General features: G+C 71.5%; 19 protein-coding genes. 6 read left to right on the top strand and 13 right to left on the bottom strand.

Annotated elements, in window-relative coordinates; all coding sequences use genetic code 11:
- Nucleotides 1-30 precede the first annotated feature (30 nt).
- The 3 genes from AC07DO_RS29735 to AC07DO_RS29725 all read left to right on the top strand — a co-directional run bounded on the left by AC07DO_RS29735 (nucleotide 31) and on the right by AC07DO_RS29725 (nucleotide 3,063).
- On the top strand, nucleotides 31-1,851 hold the full coding sequence (locus tag AC07DO_RS29735) for a thiamine pyrophosphate-requiring protein (protein WP_479063804.1): 1,821 nt from the start codon (nucleotides 31-33) through the stop codon (nucleotides 1,849-1,851).
- Nucleotides 1,852-1,945: 94 nt separating this feature from the next.
- Nucleotides 1,946-2,383 carry a CBS domain-containing protein gene (locus AC07DO_RS29730; RefSeq protein WP_479063803.1) on the top strand — a complete coding sequence of 146 codons (438 nt, stop codon included), beginning with the start codon at nucleotides 1,946-1,948 and terminating at the stop codon, nucleotides 2,381-2,383.
- A 119-nt stretch (nucleotides 2,384-2,502) separates the two neighbouring features.
- Complete coding sequence (locus tag AC07DO_RS29725) at nucleotides 2,503-3,063, top strand: type 1 glutamine amidotransferase domain-containing protein (protein WP_479063802.1); 561 nt, start codon at nucleotides 2,503-2,505, stop codon at nucleotides 3,061-3,063.
- Between the two features lie 69 nt (nucleotides 3,064-3,132).
- Here AC07DO_RS29725 and AC07DO_RS29720 read toward each other — a convergent pair whose 3' ends face one another.
- From AC07DO_RS29720 to AC07DO_RS29710, 3 genes are all read right to left on the bottom strand, one after another.
- Complete coding sequence (locus tag AC07DO_RS29720; RefSeq protein ID WP_479063801.1) at nucleotides 3,133-4,140, bottom strand: Ppx/GppA family phosphatase; 1,008 nt, start codon at nucleotides 4,138-4,140, stop codon at nucleotides 3,133-3,135.
- A 99-nt stretch (nucleotides 4,141-4,239) separates the two neighbouring features.
- Nucleotides 4,240-4,818, bottom strand: a complete 579-nt coding sequence (locus tag AC07DO_RS29715; RefSeq protein ID WP_479063800.1) for a TIGR03086 family metal-binding protein — start codon at nucleotides 4,816-4,818, stop codon at nucleotides 4,240-4,242.
- On the bottom strand, nucleotides 4,815-5,048 hold the full coding sequence (locus tag AC07DO_RS29710; RefSeq protein ID WP_479063799.1) for a DUF6158 family protein: 234 nt from the start codon (nucleotides 5,046-5,048) through the stop codon (nucleotides 4,815-4,817). Before AC07DO_RS29710 ends, AC07DO_RS29715 begins: the two co-directional genes overlap by 4 nt.
- Nucleotides 5,049-5,303: 255 nt before the next feature.
- Between AC07DO_RS29710 and AC07DO_RS29705 the strand changes: the two genes are divergently transcribed.
- Nucleotides 5,304-6,875 carry an alpha/beta hydrolase gene (locus AC07DO_RS29705; RefSeq protein ID WP_479063798.1) on the top strand — a complete coding sequence of 524 codons (1,572 nt, stop codon included), beginning with the start codon at nucleotides 5,304-5,306 and terminating at the stop codon, nucleotides 6,873-6,875.
- Nucleotides 6,876-6,903: 28 nt separating this feature from the next.
- Here AC07DO_RS29705 and AC07DO_RS29700 read toward each other — a convergent pair whose 3' ends face one another.
- The gene (locus AC07DO_RS29700) at nucleotides 6,904-8,532 is read right to left on the bottom strand and encodes an ABC-F family ATP-binding cassette domain-containing protein (RefSeq protein WP_479063797.1); all 1,629 of its coding nucleotides are present in this window, start codon (nucleotides 8,530-8,532) and stop codon (nucleotides 6,904-6,906) included.
- A 91-nt stretch (nucleotides 8,533-8,623) separates the two neighbouring features.
- On the opposite strand from AC07DO_RS29700, the gene AC07DO_RS29695 reads away from it, so the two are divergent.
- The gene (locus AC07DO_RS29695; RefSeq protein ID WP_479063796.1) at nucleotides 8,624-10,156 is read left to right on the top strand and encodes a phosphatase PAP2 family protein; all 1,533 of its coding nucleotides are present in this window, start codon (nucleotides 8,624-8,626) and stop codon (nucleotides 10,154-10,156) included.
- A gap of 101 nt (nucleotides 10,157-10,257) precedes the next feature.
- Nucleotides 10,258-11,067: a methyltransferase domain-containing protein gene (locus AC07DO_RS29690; protein WP_479063795.1), complete on the top strand. Its 810-nt coding sequence runs from the start codon at nucleotides 10,258-10,260 to the stop codon at nucleotides 11,065-11,067.
- A gap of 28 nt (nucleotides 11,068-11,095) precedes the next feature.
- Here AC07DO_RS29690 and AC07DO_RS29685 read toward each other — a convergent pair whose 3' ends face one another.
- The 9 genes from AC07DO_RS29685 to AC07DO_RS29645 form a co-directional block, all read right to left on the bottom strand.
- Nucleotides 11,096-11,359, bottom strand: a complete 264-nt coding sequence (locus tag AC07DO_RS29685) for a gas vesicle protein K (protein ID WP_479064187.1) — start codon at nucleotides 11,357-11,359, stop codon at nucleotides 11,096-11,098.
- Between the two features lie 152 nt (nucleotides 11,360-11,511).
- Nucleotides 11,512-11,700 carry a gas vesicle protein gene (locus tag AC07DO_RS29680; RefSeq protein ID WP_098245919.1) on the bottom strand — a complete coding sequence of 63 codons (189 nt, stop codon included), beginning with the start codon at nucleotides 11,698-11,700 and terminating at the stop codon, nucleotides 11,512-11,514.
- The gene (locus tag AC07DO_RS29675) at nucleotides 11,697-12,536 is read right to left on the bottom strand and encodes a GvpL/GvpF family gas vesicle protein (protein WP_479063794.1); all 840 of its coding nucleotides are present in this window, start codon (nucleotides 12,534-12,536) and stop codon (nucleotides 11,697-11,699) included. Before AC07DO_RS29675 ends, AC07DO_RS29680 begins: the two co-directional genes overlap by 4 nt.
- Complete coding sequence (locus AC07DO_RS29670; protein ID WP_479063793.1) at nucleotides 12,517-12,942, bottom strand: gas vesicle protein; 426 nt, start codon at nucleotides 12,940-12,942, stop codon at nucleotides 12,517-12,519. Before AC07DO_RS29670 ends, AC07DO_RS29675 begins: the two co-directional genes overlap by 20 nt.
- Nucleotides 12,939-14,126 (bottom strand): SRPBCC family protein, encoded by a 1,188-nt coding sequence (locus tag AC07DO_RS29665; RefSeq protein ID WP_479063792.1) that lies wholly within the window; start codon nucleotides 14,124-14,126, stop codon nucleotides 12,939-12,941. The genes AC07DO_RS29670 and AC07DO_RS29665 overlap by 4 nt, the downstream gene beginning before the upstream one ends.
- Nucleotides 14,119-14,811 carry a DNA primase gene (locus tag AC07DO_RS29660; RefSeq protein ID WP_479063791.1) on the bottom strand — a complete coding sequence of 231 codons (693 nt, stop codon included), beginning with the start codon at nucleotides 14,809-14,811 and terminating at the stop codon, nucleotides 14,119-14,121. Before AC07DO_RS29660 ends, AC07DO_RS29665 begins: the two co-directional genes overlap by 8 nt.
- Nucleotides 14,812-14,813: 2 nt before the next feature.
- Complete coding sequence (locus tag AC07DO_RS29655) at nucleotides 14,814-15,053, bottom strand: gas vesicle protein GvpG (RefSeq protein ID WP_150174161.1); 240 nt, start codon at nucleotides 15,051-15,053, stop codon at nucleotides 14,814-14,816.
- A gap of 7 nt (nucleotides 15,054-15,060) precedes the next feature.
- Nucleotides 15,061-15,801 carry a GvpL/GvpF family gas vesicle protein gene (locus tag AC07DO_RS29650; protein ID WP_479063790.1) on the bottom strand — a complete coding sequence of 247 codons (741 nt, stop codon included), beginning with the start codon at nucleotides 15,799-15,801 and terminating at the stop codon, nucleotides 15,061-15,063.
- Entirely contained in the window at nucleotides 15,798-16,226 is a 429-nt protein-coding gene (locus AC07DO_RS29645) for a gas vesicle structural protein GvpA (protein WP_150215162.1), read from the bottom strand. The genes AC07DO_RS29650 and AC07DO_RS29645 overlap by 4 nt, the downstream gene beginning before the upstream one ends.
- Nucleotides 16,227-16,262: the final 36 nt, after the last annotated feature.

Raw genomic sequence — 16,262 nt, 5'->3', positions numbered from 1 at the left:
CCGTTTTCCGTTTCGACCGGAGGGTTCCGCATGAACGTCAAGGTCGCCGACCACATTCTGGAGAGGCTGCGCGCCTGGGACGTGGAGCAGGTCTTCGGCTATCCGGGTGACGGCATCAACGGTCTGCTCGCCGCGTGGGGCAGGGCCGAGGACCGGCCGCGTTTCGTGCAGTCGCGGCACGAGGAGATGTCGGCGTTCCAGGCCGTCGGGTACGCCAAGTTCGGCAGGCGCCTCGGGGTGTGCGTCGCGACGTCGGGCCCGGGGGCCGTTCATCTGCTCAACGGCCTGTACGACGCGAAGCTCGACCACGTGCCGGTCCTCGCCATCGTCGGGCAGACCGACCGCAGCGCGATGGGCGGCTCGTACCAGCAGGAGGTCGACCTGCACACGCTGTTCAAGGACGTGGCGGGCGACTTCGTGGAGACGGTGACGGTCCCCGAGCAGCTGCCCAACGTCCTGGACCGGGCGATCCGCACCGCGTACGCGCGCCGCTGCCCGACCGCCGTGATCGTCCCCGGCGACGTGCAGGAGCTGGAGTACTCGCCGCCCCCGCACGCCTTCAAGATGGTCCCCTCCAGCCTCGACCGCGCCAGTTGGACCGCGATGCCCTCGCCGACGGCCCTGGAGCGCGCCGCGGAGGTCCTCAATTCCGGCGAGAAAGCGGCCATCCTGGTCGGCCAGGGCGCGGCGGGGGCGCGCGCGGAGGTCGAGGAGATCGCGGAGCTGCTCGGCGCGGGCGTGGCGAAGGCGCTGCTCGGCAAGGACGCGCTGAGCGACGAACTCCCGTACGTCACGGGCTCGATCGGGCTGCTCGGCACCCGCCCCAGTTACGAGCTGATGCGCGACTGCGACACGCTCCTGACGATCGGGTCCAGCTTCCCGTACTCGCAGTTCCTGCCGGAGTTCGGGTCGGCGCGCGGCGTGCAGATCGACATCGACCCGCACATGATCGGGATGCGCTACCCGTACGAGGTGAACCTCGTCGGCGACGCGCGGGTGACGCTGCGCGAGCTGATCCCGCTCATCGACAAGGACCGCCGTGAGGTGTGCCGCGAGTGGTACGACGAGATCTGTGCGAACGTCACGCGCTGGCACGGGGTGATGGAGCGCAGGGCCGGGATCTCCGCCGACCCCGTCAATCCGGAGTTCGTGGCGCGCGCCCTGGACCCGCTGCTCCCCGACAACGCGATCGTGACCTCCGACTCGGGCTCGGTGGCGAACTGGTTCGCCCGCCATCTCACCTTCCGCGGCGACATGCGCGCCTCCCTGTCGGGCACCCTGGCGACGATGGGCTGCGGTGTGCCGTACGCGATCGGCGCGAAGTTCGCGCACCCGGACCGTCCCGCCATCGCTCTGGTGGGTGACGGCGCGATGCAGATGAACGGCATGGCGGAGCTGATCACCGCCGCCAAGTACCGCCACCGCTGGGAGGACCCGCGGCTGGTCGTCGGCGTGTGGAACAACCAGGACCTGAACCAGGTGACGTGGGAGATGCGGTCGATGGAGGGCGCCCCGTCGTTCCTGCCGTCGCAGTCGCTGCCGGATGTGCCGTACGCGGAGTTCGCCCGCTCGATCGGTCTGACCGGGATCCGCGTGGAGCGCCCCGAGGACGTGGAGGCGGCGTGGCGCGCCGGGCTCGACGCGAGCGGCCCTGTGGTGATCGACTTCCGCACCGACCCGGCGGTGCCGCCGGTCCCGCCGCACGCGACGTGGGACCAGATGGAGGCCACCGCGTCGTCGATCCTCAAGGGTGACGCGGACCGGGCGTCGATGGTCAAGCAGGGGCTGAAGGCGAAGGTGCAGGAATTCCTGCCGGGGGCGGGGCGCAAGGACCGCGGGCAGCGGTCCTAGGGCTCCCCCGCGGAGGCATGGCTTCGGGGCTCAGGGGTACTGCGGCGGAGTCAGCACGCGGAACTACGGCGCACGTCAGCAGGAAGGCTCAGCCATGGCTGATTACGTAAGGGACGTCATGACGCCGGGTGTCGTGGCGGTACGCCCCGACGCGTCTCTCGTCGAAGCGGCACAGTTGATGCGTGCCCAGGACATCGGTGACGTCCTGGTCGCGGCGGGCGGACGGGTTCTGGGCGTGCTCACCGACCGGGACATCGCGTTGCGTGCCGTGGCGGACGGCGCGGATCCGCTGACGGTCAGCGCGCAGGCCGTGTGCACGCCCAACCCGGTGGTGGTGACCCCCGACGACGCGGTGTCGGAGGCCATCGGGCTGATGCGCGACCACGCGGTGCGGCGGCTGCCCGTCGTCGAGGACGGCCACCCGGTGGGGATGGTGAGCCTCGGCGACCTCGCGGTGTCGCAGGATCCGACGTCGGCACTCGCCGACATCAGCCGCGCGGCTCCTGACGGGGGTCCGGACGAAAGGGTTTAAACCCTGCTCATACGGACAATCAGATCTTGTACGGGGCGCCATCGGGTGCCATCGCCCTTGAATCACATGCACGGGCGTCTCCGTACAGAATCAGTGCCAGCAGAAAGGACGACCCCGCCATGCCGCAGCGCATCGCGTTCCTCGTAGCGCCCGAGGGCGTCGAGCAGATCGAACTCACGGACCCCATGCAGGCCGTCCGGGACGCGGGCGGTGAGGCCGTCCTCGTATCCACGGACCCCGGCGAGATCCAGGGCTTCAACCACCTCGACAAGGCGGACACCTTCCCCGTCCAGGAGGTCGTGGCCGACGCCCGGGCCGACGCGTTCGACGGGCTCGTCCTGCCCGGCGGCGTCGCCAACCCGGACTACCTGCGCACGGACGCCAAGGCCGTGGCGTTCGTGAAGGACTTCTTCGACAGCGGCCTCCCGGTCGCGGCCATCTGCCACGCCCCCTGGACGCTCGTCGAGGCCGACGTGCTGGGCGGCCGCACCCTGACCTCCTGGCCGAGCCTCAAGACCGACATCCGCAACGCGGGCGGCACCTGGGTCGACGAGCAGGTCAAGGTCTGCACGGGCGGCCCCAACACGCTCATCACCAGCCGCAAGCCCGACGACCTCAAGGCGTTCTGCGAGGCGTTCCTCGCGGAGTTCGCCAAGGGAGCGAAGCCGCAGTCCGGCTGATCCCCTTCAGGGCGCGTCCCGGGGCGCGCCCGGGTCGCGTCTCAGGTCCCCGCGGTCAGGTCCCCGCGGTCAGGTTCCCGCGGGCAGCGGCAGCAGCATCCGGGCGGTGCGGCTCGTGTCTCCCGTGTGCACGTGCTCACCGGCCCACCAGTCCGCGTCACCGTCCTCGATGTAGCGGAGCAGGATGCCTTCGCGCAGGGCCCAGGGGCAGACGGTGACCTCCTCGATGCCGGTCAGCTTCATCGCCGTGTGGGCGACCACCGCGCCGGCCACGCACTGACCGGCGCGCGCCGCCGAGATGCCGGGCAGCTGGGCGCGCCGCTCGGCGGGCAGCGATGCCAGCTCCTTCAGCGCCCTGCCGAGTTCGACGCGGCCCAGCTGACGCTCCACGAACGGGCCGTAGCGGCCGGGCGCGGCGCCGCACAACCTGGCCAGCTGCTGGAACGTGCGGGACGTGGCGACGGCCGTGTGCGGCATCTCCCAGCGGATCCGGGCGGCCACGTCCCGCAGCTGGTGGCGCACCTGACGGCGTACCGCCTTCACGTCCTCGGGCCGGGGCGGGTCCTGGCCGTCGAAGAGGTCCTGTGTCAGCCGCCTCGCCCCGAGCGGCAGCGAGGCCGCGTAGTCGGGCAGGCGGCTGCGCCCGAAGGCCACTTCGAGGGAACCGCCGCCGATGTCGAAGAGCACGAGCGGCCCCGCGCGCCACCCCATCCACCTGCGGGCGGCGAGAAACGTCAGCTCCGCCTCGGCCTCGCCCGACAGGGTGCGCAGCCGGATCCCGGTGCCTGCCTCCACCGCTTCGAGCACCTCGGCCCGGTTCGGGGCGTCCCGCACGACCGAGGTGACGAAGGCGAAGGGTTCGTACACCCCCCACCGCTGCGCCTCCTCCTGTACGTCGCGCACCGCGGCGACCAGTTCGCGGACCGGCTCCTCGCCGAGGCGCCCCTCGCCGTCCAGCTGCTCTCCCAGCCGCAGGCGTCTCTTCACCGTGTGGACCGGCAACGGCACCTGCCCGTCGGCGTCCGCGACGACGAGCCGCACCGTGTTCGAACCCACATCCACCACTCCGACTCTCATGAACATCAGGTTCCCTCTGTTCGCGAGCCGAAAGACGGCGGAACGGCGATCTCAGTGGTGTTCCCAGTGGTGATCTCAGTGGTGATCTCGGCGACGGCCTCAGGCCTCGCGGCCGAGGAGGTTCAGGAGTTCCGTCTGCTCGTCGGCGTCGGCGGGCGGCTCGACCGCCGGGGCGAAGAGGCCGCTCTTCTCCAACTCGGCCGCATACGGCTTCACTTCGGCCAGCGCGAACGCGACGAGGCTCTCGGGCAGGGTCTCGTCGGCGCCGATCGCGCGGGACAGGTCCCATGCGTGCACCACGAGGTCGGTGATCATCTGCCCGGCGTAGAACGGTGCCGACGCCTCTCCGGAGGACAGGTGCACGGTGCGGTCGAGGGCGCCCTCCTCGCGGAACGCGGCGCGTGAGGCGGCGGACGCCGTGTCCCAGGAGGCGACCGGGTCGGGGCCGAGCATGTCGCCGTCGAAGGCGTCGCCCACGGATTCCGTGGTGGCGCCGTCGCGGAGCAGCGGCGGTACCCACAGCTGCTCGGACGCGAGGTGGTTGACCAGGTCGTGCACGGTCCAGTCCGTGCAGGGCGTCGGGGCGTCCCACTGGTCGGCCCGGACGGCGTGCACGCGGTCGGTGAACAGGTCGAGCGCTTCGCCGTGCCGCTCCAGCAGTGTCCGGTTGTCCGTCATGAGCTCGTGGTTCCTCTCTCCCGCGCGCCCGCGCGGGTCCGGCCCCCGGCCACCGACCTGCGCGGGTGGCGGCGCAGGTACTCGCCTTCGAGTTGCGCCATGCGGTCGTTGTGGGCCCGCAGGGCGTCGTTCGAGCCGTGCAGCAGGGTGCTGTGGCGGGTGCGGTGGATCGTCTCCAGCTCCTTGATGAGCTGCTGGTCGTCCAGCCTGCCCGGATCGACTCCGTTCATGGATCGCTCCGATCGCTCTGCGGGCGATCGCTGTCCGATCGCTCTGTCGCGGCGCTCCCTGCTTCCCGGGTACCCGCTGGACCCGTACTACCCAGGATGCACCGGGCGCGGGCCGCGCGCGCACCGCACGGGTGAACCGGCGCGTACAGGAACCCCGTGATTGTCCTGAAACAGCGGCGCCTGCCGGGGAGGCGGAGGGCGCTGTTTCCGCGTCCACCCGAGCGGCAGAACATTTCGACGGGAAGGACCGCCCACGTGCCCCACTCCGTACCGAGACGCCGCCGCTTACCGCTCCTCGCCCTCGGCGTCACCGCCGTACTGGTGCCCGGCCTCACCGCGCTGCCGGCCTCGGCCGCGCCCCGGCAGGACACCGAGAGCCGGCCGTTGAGCCGTTTCACCGACCAGAAGCCGGACTGGAAGCGGTGCGGGCCCGACACGCCCGCCGCCTACCAGTGCGCCACCATCAAGGTGCCGCTCGACTACCGCGACCCCCGCGGCGCCGCCATCGACGTCGCGATATCCCGGATCAGGGCGGGCGACCCCGGCAAGCGCCGCGGCGTCCTGCTCTCCAACCCGGGCGGACCCGGCGGCCCGGGACTCGACCTGCCGCTGTACTTCACGAAGACCATGCCCAAGGCCGTGACCGACCGGTACGACCTCATCGGGTTCGACCCCCGCGGCATCGGGCGGAGCACCCCCGTCAACTGCGGGCTCACCGACGAAGAGATGCGGTTCCCGCGCCCCTACCGGCCCTTCGGCGAGAACGTCGCCCGGGCGAGGACCGTGGCGGACAAGTGCCGCAAGGAGACGGGCCCGGCACTCTCGCACATGACGACCCGCAACACCGCACGGGACATGGACGTCCTGCGGGCCGTCCTCGGCGAGAAGAAGATCTCGTACTACGGCGTCTCGTACGGAACCGCGCTCGGGTCCGTCTACACGCAGCTGTTCCCCCGGCGCGCCGACCGGTTCGTCCTGGACAGCGCCGTCGACCCCAAGTTGATGTGGCGGAAGATGTTCCAGGTGTGGGCGCCGGAGGTCGAGCCCGCGTTCGCACGGTGGACGCGGTGGACCGCCGCGCACTCGGCGACGTACGACCTGGGGAAGACGCCGGCCGAAGTCTCCCGGACCTTCTGGGACTTGGTGGAGCGGGCCGACCGTGACCCGATCGACGTGGGCACGGCCAAGCTCACCGGCACCGACATCCGCGGCTTCCTGCGCCGCGAGTTCTTCACCGTGCGCAACGCCGCCGAACTCGTCGGCATGCTGAAGGACGCCGCCGCGGGCAAACCGGTCCCCGACTTCCCGACCGAGCCGGAGAGCACGGACAACCTGGTCTCGGCGCTCTGGACCGTCGTGTGCGGTGACGCGCCCATGCCGCGCGATCCGGAGACGTACCGCCGCGACTCGGTCCGTGACGCCGCCCGCTACCCGCTGTTCGGCGACTTCGCGTCCAACATCAACCCGTGCGCCTTCTGGGACCGTCCCGTGGAGCCCCTCACGAAGGTGGACAACGACGTCGCCTCGCTGATCGTGCAGAACGAGTGGGACTCGCAGACCCCGCTGTCGGCCGCGCGCGGCATGCACCGCGCGCTCAAGGGGTCCCGGCTGCTGACCGTCGACGAGGGCGAGGGGCACGGCGTCGTGTACGGCATGTCCGCGGGCCCGGCCAACCGGTGCGCGGAGGACACCGCCACGGCCTACCTGGTCACCGGCAGGCTGCCGGCGAAGGACGTGACGTGCCGGGCGGCACCGGGCGTCAAGCCCACGAAGCCGGTGTCCCCGGCGTTCCCGACGCCCCCGACATCCCCGGCGTTCTTCGGCTGAGACCGCCGGTCCCGGTCGGGCGGCGGGTCTACCGCACGCGGTCGACCCGCCGCTCGTCCCACACCGGCTCCGGCGTCTCGCGGACCCGGCCGTCGCTGCCGAAGACCAGATAGCGGTCGAAGGAGCGGGCGAACCAGCGGTCGTGGGTGACGGCGAGGACCGTGCCCTGGAAGGCCTCGAGGCCTTCCTGCAGCGCCTCGGCGGACTCCAGGTCCAGGTTGTCCGTGGGTTCGTCGAGGAGCAGCGCCGTGCAGCCCTGCAGTTCGAGCAGCAGGATCTGGAAGCGGGCCTGCTGGCCGCCGGAGAGCCGCTCGAACTTCTGCTCGGCCTGCCGCGTCAGCTCGTACCGCCGCAGCCGGGACATCGCGGCGCCGCGGTCCTGCGCGTGCTCGCGCCACAGGATGTCCAGGAGCGGGCGGCCCATCAGCTCGGGATGGGAGTGGGTCTGCGCGAAGTGGCCGGGCACGACGCGCGCGCCGAGCTTCCACAGCCCGGTGTGCGCCACCGGATTCTCGGAGTCGCCCGCGAGCAGCCGCAGGAAGTGCGACTTGCCCGAGCCGTTCGAGCCGAGGACGGCGACCCGCTCGCCGTAGAAGACCTCCAGGTCGAAGGGTTTCATCAGGCCGGTCAGTTCGAGGTTCTCGCAGGTCACGGCCCGTACGCCGGTGCGTCCGCCGGACAGCCGCATGGTGATGTCCTGCTCGCGCGGCGGCTCGGGCGGCGGTCCCGCCTCCTCGAACTTGCGGAGCCTGGTCTGGGCCGCGTGGTAGCGCGACGCCATCTCGTGGCTGACGTCGGCGGCCTGGCGCAGGGTGCGGACCAGCTTCTTCAGCTGCTCGTGCTTCTCGTCCCAGCGGCGGCGCAGTTCCTCGAAGCGGGCGAAGCGTTCCTTGCGGGCCTCGTGGAACGTCCCGAAGCCGCCGCCGTGCACCCACGCGTCGGCGCCCCCGGGACTCTGCTCGACGCTGACGATCTTCTCGGCGGCGCGGGCGAGCAGCTCCCGGTCGTGGGAGACGAACAGGACGGTCTTGCGGGTCTCCTTGAGCTGCTCCTCCAGCCAGCGCTTGCCGGGGACGTCGAGGTAGTTGTCCGGCTCGTCGAGGAGCAGCACCTCGTCGGTGCCGCGCAGCAGGGCCTCCAGGACGAGGCGCTTCTGCTCACCGCCGGAGAGGGTGCGCACCTCGCGGAACTGGGCCTTGTCGTAGGGGACGCCGAGCGCGGCCGTGGTGCAGATGTCCCACAGCGTCTCGGCCTCGTACCCCTGGACCTCCGCCCAGTCGGAGAGCGCCTGGGCGTACCGCATCTGGGCGGCCTCGTCGTCGACCGTCATGATCGCGTGCTCGGCGGCGTCGACGGCCTTCGCGGCCGCCCGGAGCCGCGGCTGGGCGACGGAGACGAGCAGGTCGCGCACGGTGGTCTCGTCGCGCACTGAGCCGACGAACTGCGGCATCACGCCGAGGCCGCCGCTGACGGTGACACTGCCGCCGTGCGGCTGGAGCTCGCCGGAGATGAGCCGGAGCAGGGTGGTCTTGCCCGCGCCGTTCGCCCCGACCAGGGCGACGACCGCGCCCTCGCCGACCCGGAAGGAGACATCACCGAGCAGCGCCCGCCCGTCCGGCAAGTAGTACTCGAGGTGTGCGGCTTCCAGATGTCCCATGAGCGGGATTCTCCGTGTCCGACGGGTGCCCGGGCAAACCGTTTCCCCGCCGGGGCGGCCTGAACGGCGAAGGCGGGGGTACGTGAGCGCCATGTGCGCTGACTCCCCGGACGTCTCCGGTCTCGACCTGTCCCGTCCCGCCGCCGGGCACCGCCCGGTCAAGGCCCGTCTGGTCTCCTTCGACAGCCGGCTCTTCGAAGCGGTGGCCACGCGGCACTGGCCCGGCGCCGACCGGGTCCTTCCCGGGCTCAGCCAGAGCGCCAACCACGGCGTGCTGTGGTTCGCGACGGCCGCGGCGATCACCGCGACCCGGACCCCGCGCGCCCGGCGCGCCGCCGTGCGCGGCGTGGCCTCCCTGGCACTGGCCTCCGCGACGATCAACACGCTGGGCAAGCGCTCGGTGCGCCGCGCCCGGCCGCTGCTCGACTCGGTGCCCTTGATACGCCAGCTCAAGCGGCAGCCCATCACCACGTCCTTCCCCTCCGGCCACGCCGCGTCCGCCGCCGCGTTCGCCACGGGGGTGGCGCTGGAGTCGCGGGCCTGGGGTGCGGCCGTCGCGCCGCTCGCTGCCGCCGTCGCGGTCTCCCGCATCTACACCGGGGCGCACTTCCCGAGCGACGTCCTGGTGGGCGGCGCGCTGGGCGCGGGCGCGGCGTTCGCGGTGCGGGGTCTGGTGCCGACGCGGGCGCAGCTGGCGCCGCCGGGACGGCCCCGGGTGACGGCGCCCGCGCTGCCGGGCGGGGCCGGTCTGGTCCTGGTGACCAACACCGGCGCGGGCACCCCGCAGCGCGTGAAGGCGCTGCGCGACGCGCTGCCGGAGGCGGAGGTCGTCGTCGCGGAGCCCGCCGACGTGGGCGCCGAGCTGGAGAAGGCGGCGGCCCGCGCGCAGGTCCTCGGGGTGTGCGGCGGCGACGGCACGGTCAACGCCGCGGCCCGCGTCGCGCTCCACCACGGTCTGCCGCTCGCGGTGCTGCCCGGCGGCACCCTGAACCACTTCGCGTACGACCTCGGGGTCGAGGACGCCCGCGATCTGGCGGGTGCGGTGGAGGCGGGCGACGCGGTCGCCGTCGACGTCGGCCGTTTCACCGCGGAGGGGTCGAAGTCCGGGGAGCCCAAGGAGGGGTACTTCCTCAACACGTTCAGCCTGGGTGTGTACCCGGAGCTGGTGCGGCAGCGGGAGCACTGGTCGCCCCGTATCGGCGGCAAGCCCGCGTCGGTGCTCGCTGCGCTCAAGATCCTGCGCTCCGACGAGCACCCGCTGACCGCCCAGTTCCGCGGCAAGGACCGGGCGCTGTGGATGCTGTTCGCCGGCAACTGCACGTACCACCGGCCGGGCTTCACCCCGGGCCGCAGGCTCGACCTGGCGGACGGTCTGCTCGACGTGCGCATCGTGCACGGCGGGCGCAGGCCGGGCGCCCGGCTGCTGGCCGCCGCGCTGACCGGGCCCGAGGTGCGCTCCCCCGCGCAGGCGGCCGCGCGGCTGCCCAGGCTGCGGGTGGACGGGCTCGGCGAGGGCACGGCGGTCGCGTTCGACGGTGAAGTGACGCACGTGCAGGGTTCGTTGCTGATCGACAAGCTGCCGGAGGCGCTGACCGTCTACCGCCCGCTGAGCAACCTCCGCTGAGGGTGCCCGCCACCTCCGTCTGACCACATACTGATACGCAGGTCTCACTATTCGGCATGGCGGCGTACGGTCTTCGTACGCGCACACGAAGGAGTTCCGCCATGCCGCAGGAGACCGCTGTCTACACGCACGGGCACCACGAGTCCGTGCTGCGTTCCCACACCTGGCGCACCGCCGCCAACTCGGCCGCCTATCTGGTCGGTTCGCTGAAGCCGCACATGACGGTCCTCGACATCGGGTGCGGGCCGGGCACCATCACCGCCGATCTGGCCGCGCTGGTCCCGGACGGCCGGGTCACCGGCGTGGACCGCGCCCCCGGCATCCTGGACCGGGCTCGCGCCACCGCGGCCGAACGCGGCGTGGAGAACGTCGAGTTCGCGGTGGCCGACGTGCACGACCTCGACTACCCCGACGACTCGTTCTGTGTCGTCCACGCCCATCAGGTGCTCCAGCACGTCGGTGATCCGGTCCGGGCGCTGCGCGAGATGCGGCGGGTCTGCAAGCCGGGCGGCATCGTCGCGGTGCGCGACGCGGACTACGAGGCGATGACCTGGCACCCGCGGACACCCGTCATGGACGAGTGGCTGGACCTCTACCGGCAGGTGGCCCGCGCCAACGGCGGCGAGCCCGACGCGGGACGCCGTCTCAAGTCCTGGGCCCTGGAGGCCGGCTTCACGGACGTCACGGCGACCGCGGACACCTGGTGTTACAGCTCGCAGGACGAGCGCGCCTGGTGGAGCGGGCTGTGGGCGGACCGTACGGTCGACTCCACGTATGCCGAGCGCGCCGTGGAGGCCGGCCACACGGACGCGGAGCGGCTGCGCGCGATCGCCGCGGCGTGGCGGGAGTGGGGCGCGCGGGAGGACGCGTGGTTCGCGGTGCTGCACGGGGAGGTGCTCTGCCGGAAGTGACGCGTCCGTCCTTCGGCCCCGTCGCGTGTCACTCCCTGGGGAGCAGCGGTCCGAGCGGTCCGAGGTCCAGGTTCAGGTCCTCGGGCCGCAGCCCGTACCGCCCCCGGAGCTCGGCCATCCGGTCCTCCAGGAGCATCAGCGTGAGGCCGATCCGCTCCTCCTGGTCCTCGGTCAGCTCGCCGGTGTCGAAGCGGCGCACGGCCTGCCGCTCCATCAGCTGACGCAGCAGTTCGACGATGGTCAGCACCAGTTTGACCAGGTCCCGCTCGATGGTGTCGGGGTCGAGGTCCATGCGCTTGCGGCGGTCGGTGTTCGGCTCTGCGTCTGTACGCACGCGGTCTGCTTCCGCACGCATGGGATCTGCTTCCGCACGCACGGGATCCGCTTCCGCACGCATGCGGTCTGCTTCGGTACGCACGGGGTCCGCTTCTGTGCTCATGGGGGTCACTCCAACTCCGGCCACGGCGAGGGCACTTGCTCGTTGACCGAGCTGATCAGGGCGTTCAGGTCGATGCGCACGAGGTCGACGTCCGCGATCCGCAGGGTGATGTCACCCGCGATGACCACGCCGCCCGCGAGGAGCCGGTCGAGCAGGTCGACCAGGGCGACTTCCCTGCGTTCGACGACGGTCATGCGGTCGTGTCCTCCTCGTCGTTCGCGTCACCCGTGAAGGAGTACGCCGCCCACGGCCCCGTCAGCTCCACCCGGAGCCCGCCCGTCCCCGCACCCTCGTCCTTGGTGCGGTCCACGAGCTCGACGAACTCCTCGGAATGCGTGCGGGACACCAGATAGGCCGCGTTGAGCACGTTGCGGCCCGGCGTGCGGGACAGCTCCGAGTTCTGCGGGGCGTGCAGCCGGGAGTCGTCGGCCTGCCCCGAGAGCCGCTCGTGCAGCTCCCGCGCGAAGCCCTCGGCCCGCTGCCAGTTCTCCTCCTGCGCCGTGCGCTGACTGCGCCGGCGGCGCAGGTAGTCCCGCCCGGTCCGGGGGGCCGCCTCCGTCTCCTCGCCCGCCGTGTCCTTGGCGTCCTCGGCGTTCTCCATGTACACCTTCACGCCCCACTCCACGCGCCCATCGATGCGTTCGAGGACGCGGTGGAAGCGCTCCGCCCCGTCCTCCAGCATCGCGCGTACGCCGCTGTCGTCCCGGAAGACGGTCGCGAGGCGCAGCGGCAGCGGGCAGGTCACGGTGGTGAGCGCGTCGATGACGCGCTGGTGCGCGCGGGCCGTCTCGGAGAGCCAGTCCAGGTCTTCGAGGTGCGCGCGCAGCGGCTTCTCCGCGAAGTCCCGCTCCGGCACCGGCCCGACCAGGGCGACCAGGTCCCCGTGGACGAGCTGCCGGGGCGGCACGCCGCCGACCCCGGTGAGGTCGGCGGCGAGCGGCGCGGCGAGGGGGCGGCAGACCGCGTAGACGTACCGCAGGTCGTCGTGGTGCGGTCCGCCGCCGTGCGGGTCAGCGTTCGCGGCGTTCACGTGTCTCCTCCTTGGCCTTGGCCCCGGTCTTGGCCCCAGTCTTGGCCTCGGTCTTGGCCGCGGTCTTGGCCTCGGCCGGCTCAAGGGCTTCCCGCTCCTCGACCTCTTCCAGGCGCCGTCTCAACTCGGCGTTCTCCCGGGCGAGTTCGGCGCGGCGTGCCCCGGAGGACAGCGCCGGATCGTCCTCCCACCAGTCGATGCCCATCTCCTTGGCCTTGTCGATCGAGGCCACGATCAGGCGGAGCTTGATGGTGAGCAGTTCGATGTCGAGCAGGTTGATCTTGATGTCACCGGCGATGACGATGCCCTTGTCCAGGACGCGTTCGAGGATGTCGGCGAGGTTGGCCCCGCCACCGCCGCTGCCGTACGGGCCGGGAAGGCCACTGCCGCCGGGGGACGCCGTCATCGACGGTCCCGCCCGCCGGACGACCCGGCGTACTCACGCTGCTTCCCGTCGTCGGCCTCGGGCTCGTCCTCGTACTCCTCGGACTCCGGCTCGTCCTCGTACTCGGCCTCGGGTTCGTCCTCCTCGAGCTCCTCCTCGGGGACGTCCTCCTCGTCCTCGTACTCCTCGGCCGGCTCGTCCTCGCGCTCGTCCTCTTCGTCCTCGTCCTCGTCGTACTCGGACTCCGGCTCGTCCTCCGGCTCCTCGTCGGACTCGGCCTCGGACTCGGGTTCGGTGTCCTGCTCGTCCCGGTCCTCGTACGCGTCCTCCGCGCCTTCCTCGTTCTGGTTCCGCTCGTCCTCGTCCCGCTCCTCTTCCTCGGCCACCGCGTCCTCGTGGCTGCGGACGACCTCGCCGTCGCGGATCTCGCCGCGCCAGCCGTCGCTCGCCTCGCCGCGCATCGTGATGTGCCGGGCGAAGTTCTTGAGGTCGAGGCGGGCCCGGCGGCCCTGGGCGCGCCAGATATTGCCTGTCTTCTCGAAGAGGCCCTTCGGGTAGTACTCGATGATGAGCAGTACCCGGGTGAGGTTCTCGGCGAGCGAGTGGAAGGTGACGACGCCCTTGGTCGTCCCCTTGCCGCCCTCGGAGGTCCAGGTGATGCGCTGGTCCGGCACCTGCTCGGTGGTGTGCGCCTTCCAGCTGCGGCTGGACCAGAACACCTTCAGCTGCCAGTCGGAGTCCGTGTCGTTCGCCACGGTGGCGCCCTTGACGCCCTTGGCGAAGGTGGAGAACTCCTGGTGCTGGGTCCACTGGTCGTACGCCTCGCGCAGCGGCACGCCGACGTCGATGTACTCCAGGATGACCGTCGGCTTCTGGCCCGCGCCGCCCTTCTTGCGCTTGCCGCCGCCGATGCCCTTGAAAGCGTCGGTGACCTTGTCCTTCAGGTGGCTGCCGCCGAGTTCCAGGGCGCTGCGCACCGGGCCCTTGCCCTCGGTGACCTTCTTGCCCGCCTGTGCGGCGAGCTTGCCGAAGCCGGGGCTCTTGCCGTCCGCGATGTCGTTCAGCTTGACGGTGGCGTCACCGAGCCGGTGCCCGACGCCGACGAGCATGCGCTCGGCCTGCGCCATGAGGTAGGCCTGCGCCTCCTCCTTCAGGCGGTCGGCAGCGGGGCTGCGCGTGATGTTGCTCAGGGGTGATTCAGCCATGGTCACTGCCTCCCTTCGTCCTGCCGCCGGAGCGGGCCGACGAGGTCGCCCTGCGGGCGGTCCCGCGGGACGCTGCGGCCGTCTTCTTCTGGGCGGTCTTGCGGGCCGTGTTCTGCGCGGTCTTCTTGGCCGGAGCCTTCTTCGCGGCCGTCTTCGACGCGGTCTTCGCGCCTGCCTTCGGCGCGCTCCTCTTGGCCGGCGCCTTCTTGCGCTGCTGCCCGGACCGGTCGGAGTCGGAGTCGGAGTCGGCGCCCGCATCGGCCTCGGCGTCGGCGTCCCGCTCGGACGCGGGCTCTTCGTCGTCGTGGTCGTCGTCGTCCGCGTCACGGTCGCGCTTGCCGTCGCCGCCCTTGACCTCGTCCGGCACGACGCCGGACATGCGGTCCTGGACGCCGAGGGTGCGGTCGTGCAGCCGGTCGGCGAGGCCCTCCAGCTGCCGGTTGAGGAGGGATCCGGTGGCGGCCTTGCCCACGCCCCGCAGATCCTGGCGCAGCTGGTCGCCGATCTCCTTGAACTGCGGATTGTTCTCCAGCTGCTGGGTCACCATCTGGCCCAGCGCTTTGGGGCTCAGATTGAGCCGCTTGCCCGCCACCATGCTGCCGACGGCGAACGCGAACTTCGCCTTCTTCGTGCGCCCGAGGACGTATCCCGCGCCCACGGCCAGGCCTACTGCAAGTCGGTTCATTATCAGAAGTCCTGTCCTGTGCTCTGCTGCAGTCGGTCGAGGAGCTGGTCCTCGCACCGCTCGAACTCGGCTTCGTCGATCTCCCCCGCCTCCAGGAGCTCCTCGAGGCGGGAGAGTTCACGACGGATCGCCGAGGGGTCGTAGTACTGCCGCTCCGCCTCGTCGACGACCTGCCTGAGCACCCAGAGGGAGCCGCGGGCAGGGGCCAGAGGCAGCATGAGCAGTTCCCCTATGAGCCCCATGCCGTCATCACTCCGCGGGCTCGGAAGGCCCCGGGTCGACGAAGCTGTAGGGAGGCAGCGGCCCGTGCACCCGCAGGTCCAAGTGCGGCTGCGTGGCGCGGAGTTCCTCGACGGCCGAGAGGAAGCCCTCGGACGTCTTGCGGTCCACGAGGAACGAGATGTTCGCCAGCCAGCCGGTGCCCTCGGGGCCGTCGCCGACCGCCTCGGCCGTCGGTTCCAGCGCGCGCCGCACCTCGACGGCGTCGCTCGCCTCGCGGGCCCGCACTCCGTTGGTGATCGCCTCGCCCAGCTGCAGCTTCTGCTCGTGGGTGCCGCCGCCCGCACGCTGGTTGGCCTCGACCATCGCCCGCAGGTCCGGGTTCTCGGCCAGCACCTGGTGCAGCACGGCCTCCTCGTGATGGGTGGCCTTCACGTTGTACTCGACCTTGCCGTCGAGGGTGCGCAGCCGCTCCTCGTAGTGACCGGCCCGCTCGCCCAGCACGGAGACGACCGTCTCGTCGTCCGGGGCGAGACTGCCGAAGCGCATCGGGAGCACGGACCCTGCCGCGCCGGCCTCCGACAGGACGTTCTGGTGCGCGAGCAGGTCGCGCCGCTTGGGCTTGAGGTCCTCGGGGGCGTCGCTCACGATGGCCGCGAGGTCGCCGTTCTTCAGGACGCGCACGGGGCAGGCCGGCCGGCCGATGCCCTCCATGCCGTCGGGCAGCGCCGGGTGGGAGCTGCTCGCGATGCCGTAGACGTACGTGGTCACTCCTGCTCCTCCTTCCGGCGGGAGGTCGAGCGCCGGGCCCTCGGCCGCTCCTCGCTCTGGCGCTCGCCTTCTTCACGGGACTGCTTGAAAGCGTCCGATATGGTCTCGGCGGCTCCGGAGAGCGCGCCCTTCGACTTGCCCTTGGCGCCGGACTCCGTGATCTCGCCCACGAGGCCGGGCAGGCCCGGGTCCTTCTTCTGTCCGGTCTCCAGGTCGAGACGGTTGCACGCCTCGGCGAACCGGAGGTAGGTGTCGACGCTCGCGACGACGACACGGACATCGATCTTCAGGATCTCGATGCCGACGAGCGACACGCGTACGAAGGCGTCGATGACGAGTCCTCGGTCGAGGATGAGCTCCACGACGTCGTACAGGCCACTCGTGCCGCCTCCGCCGCCGGACTGTTGTGCCGGGACTACGGTCATGCCGACGGTGCCTCCTTGGTCTTGTCCTGCTTTCGG

The sequence above is a fragment of the Streptomyces sp. NPDC045678 genome (assembly GCF_056432085.1).
Note: the sequence above shows the minus strand (reverse complement) of the source record. Positions and strands in the feature narration are given on the sequence as shown.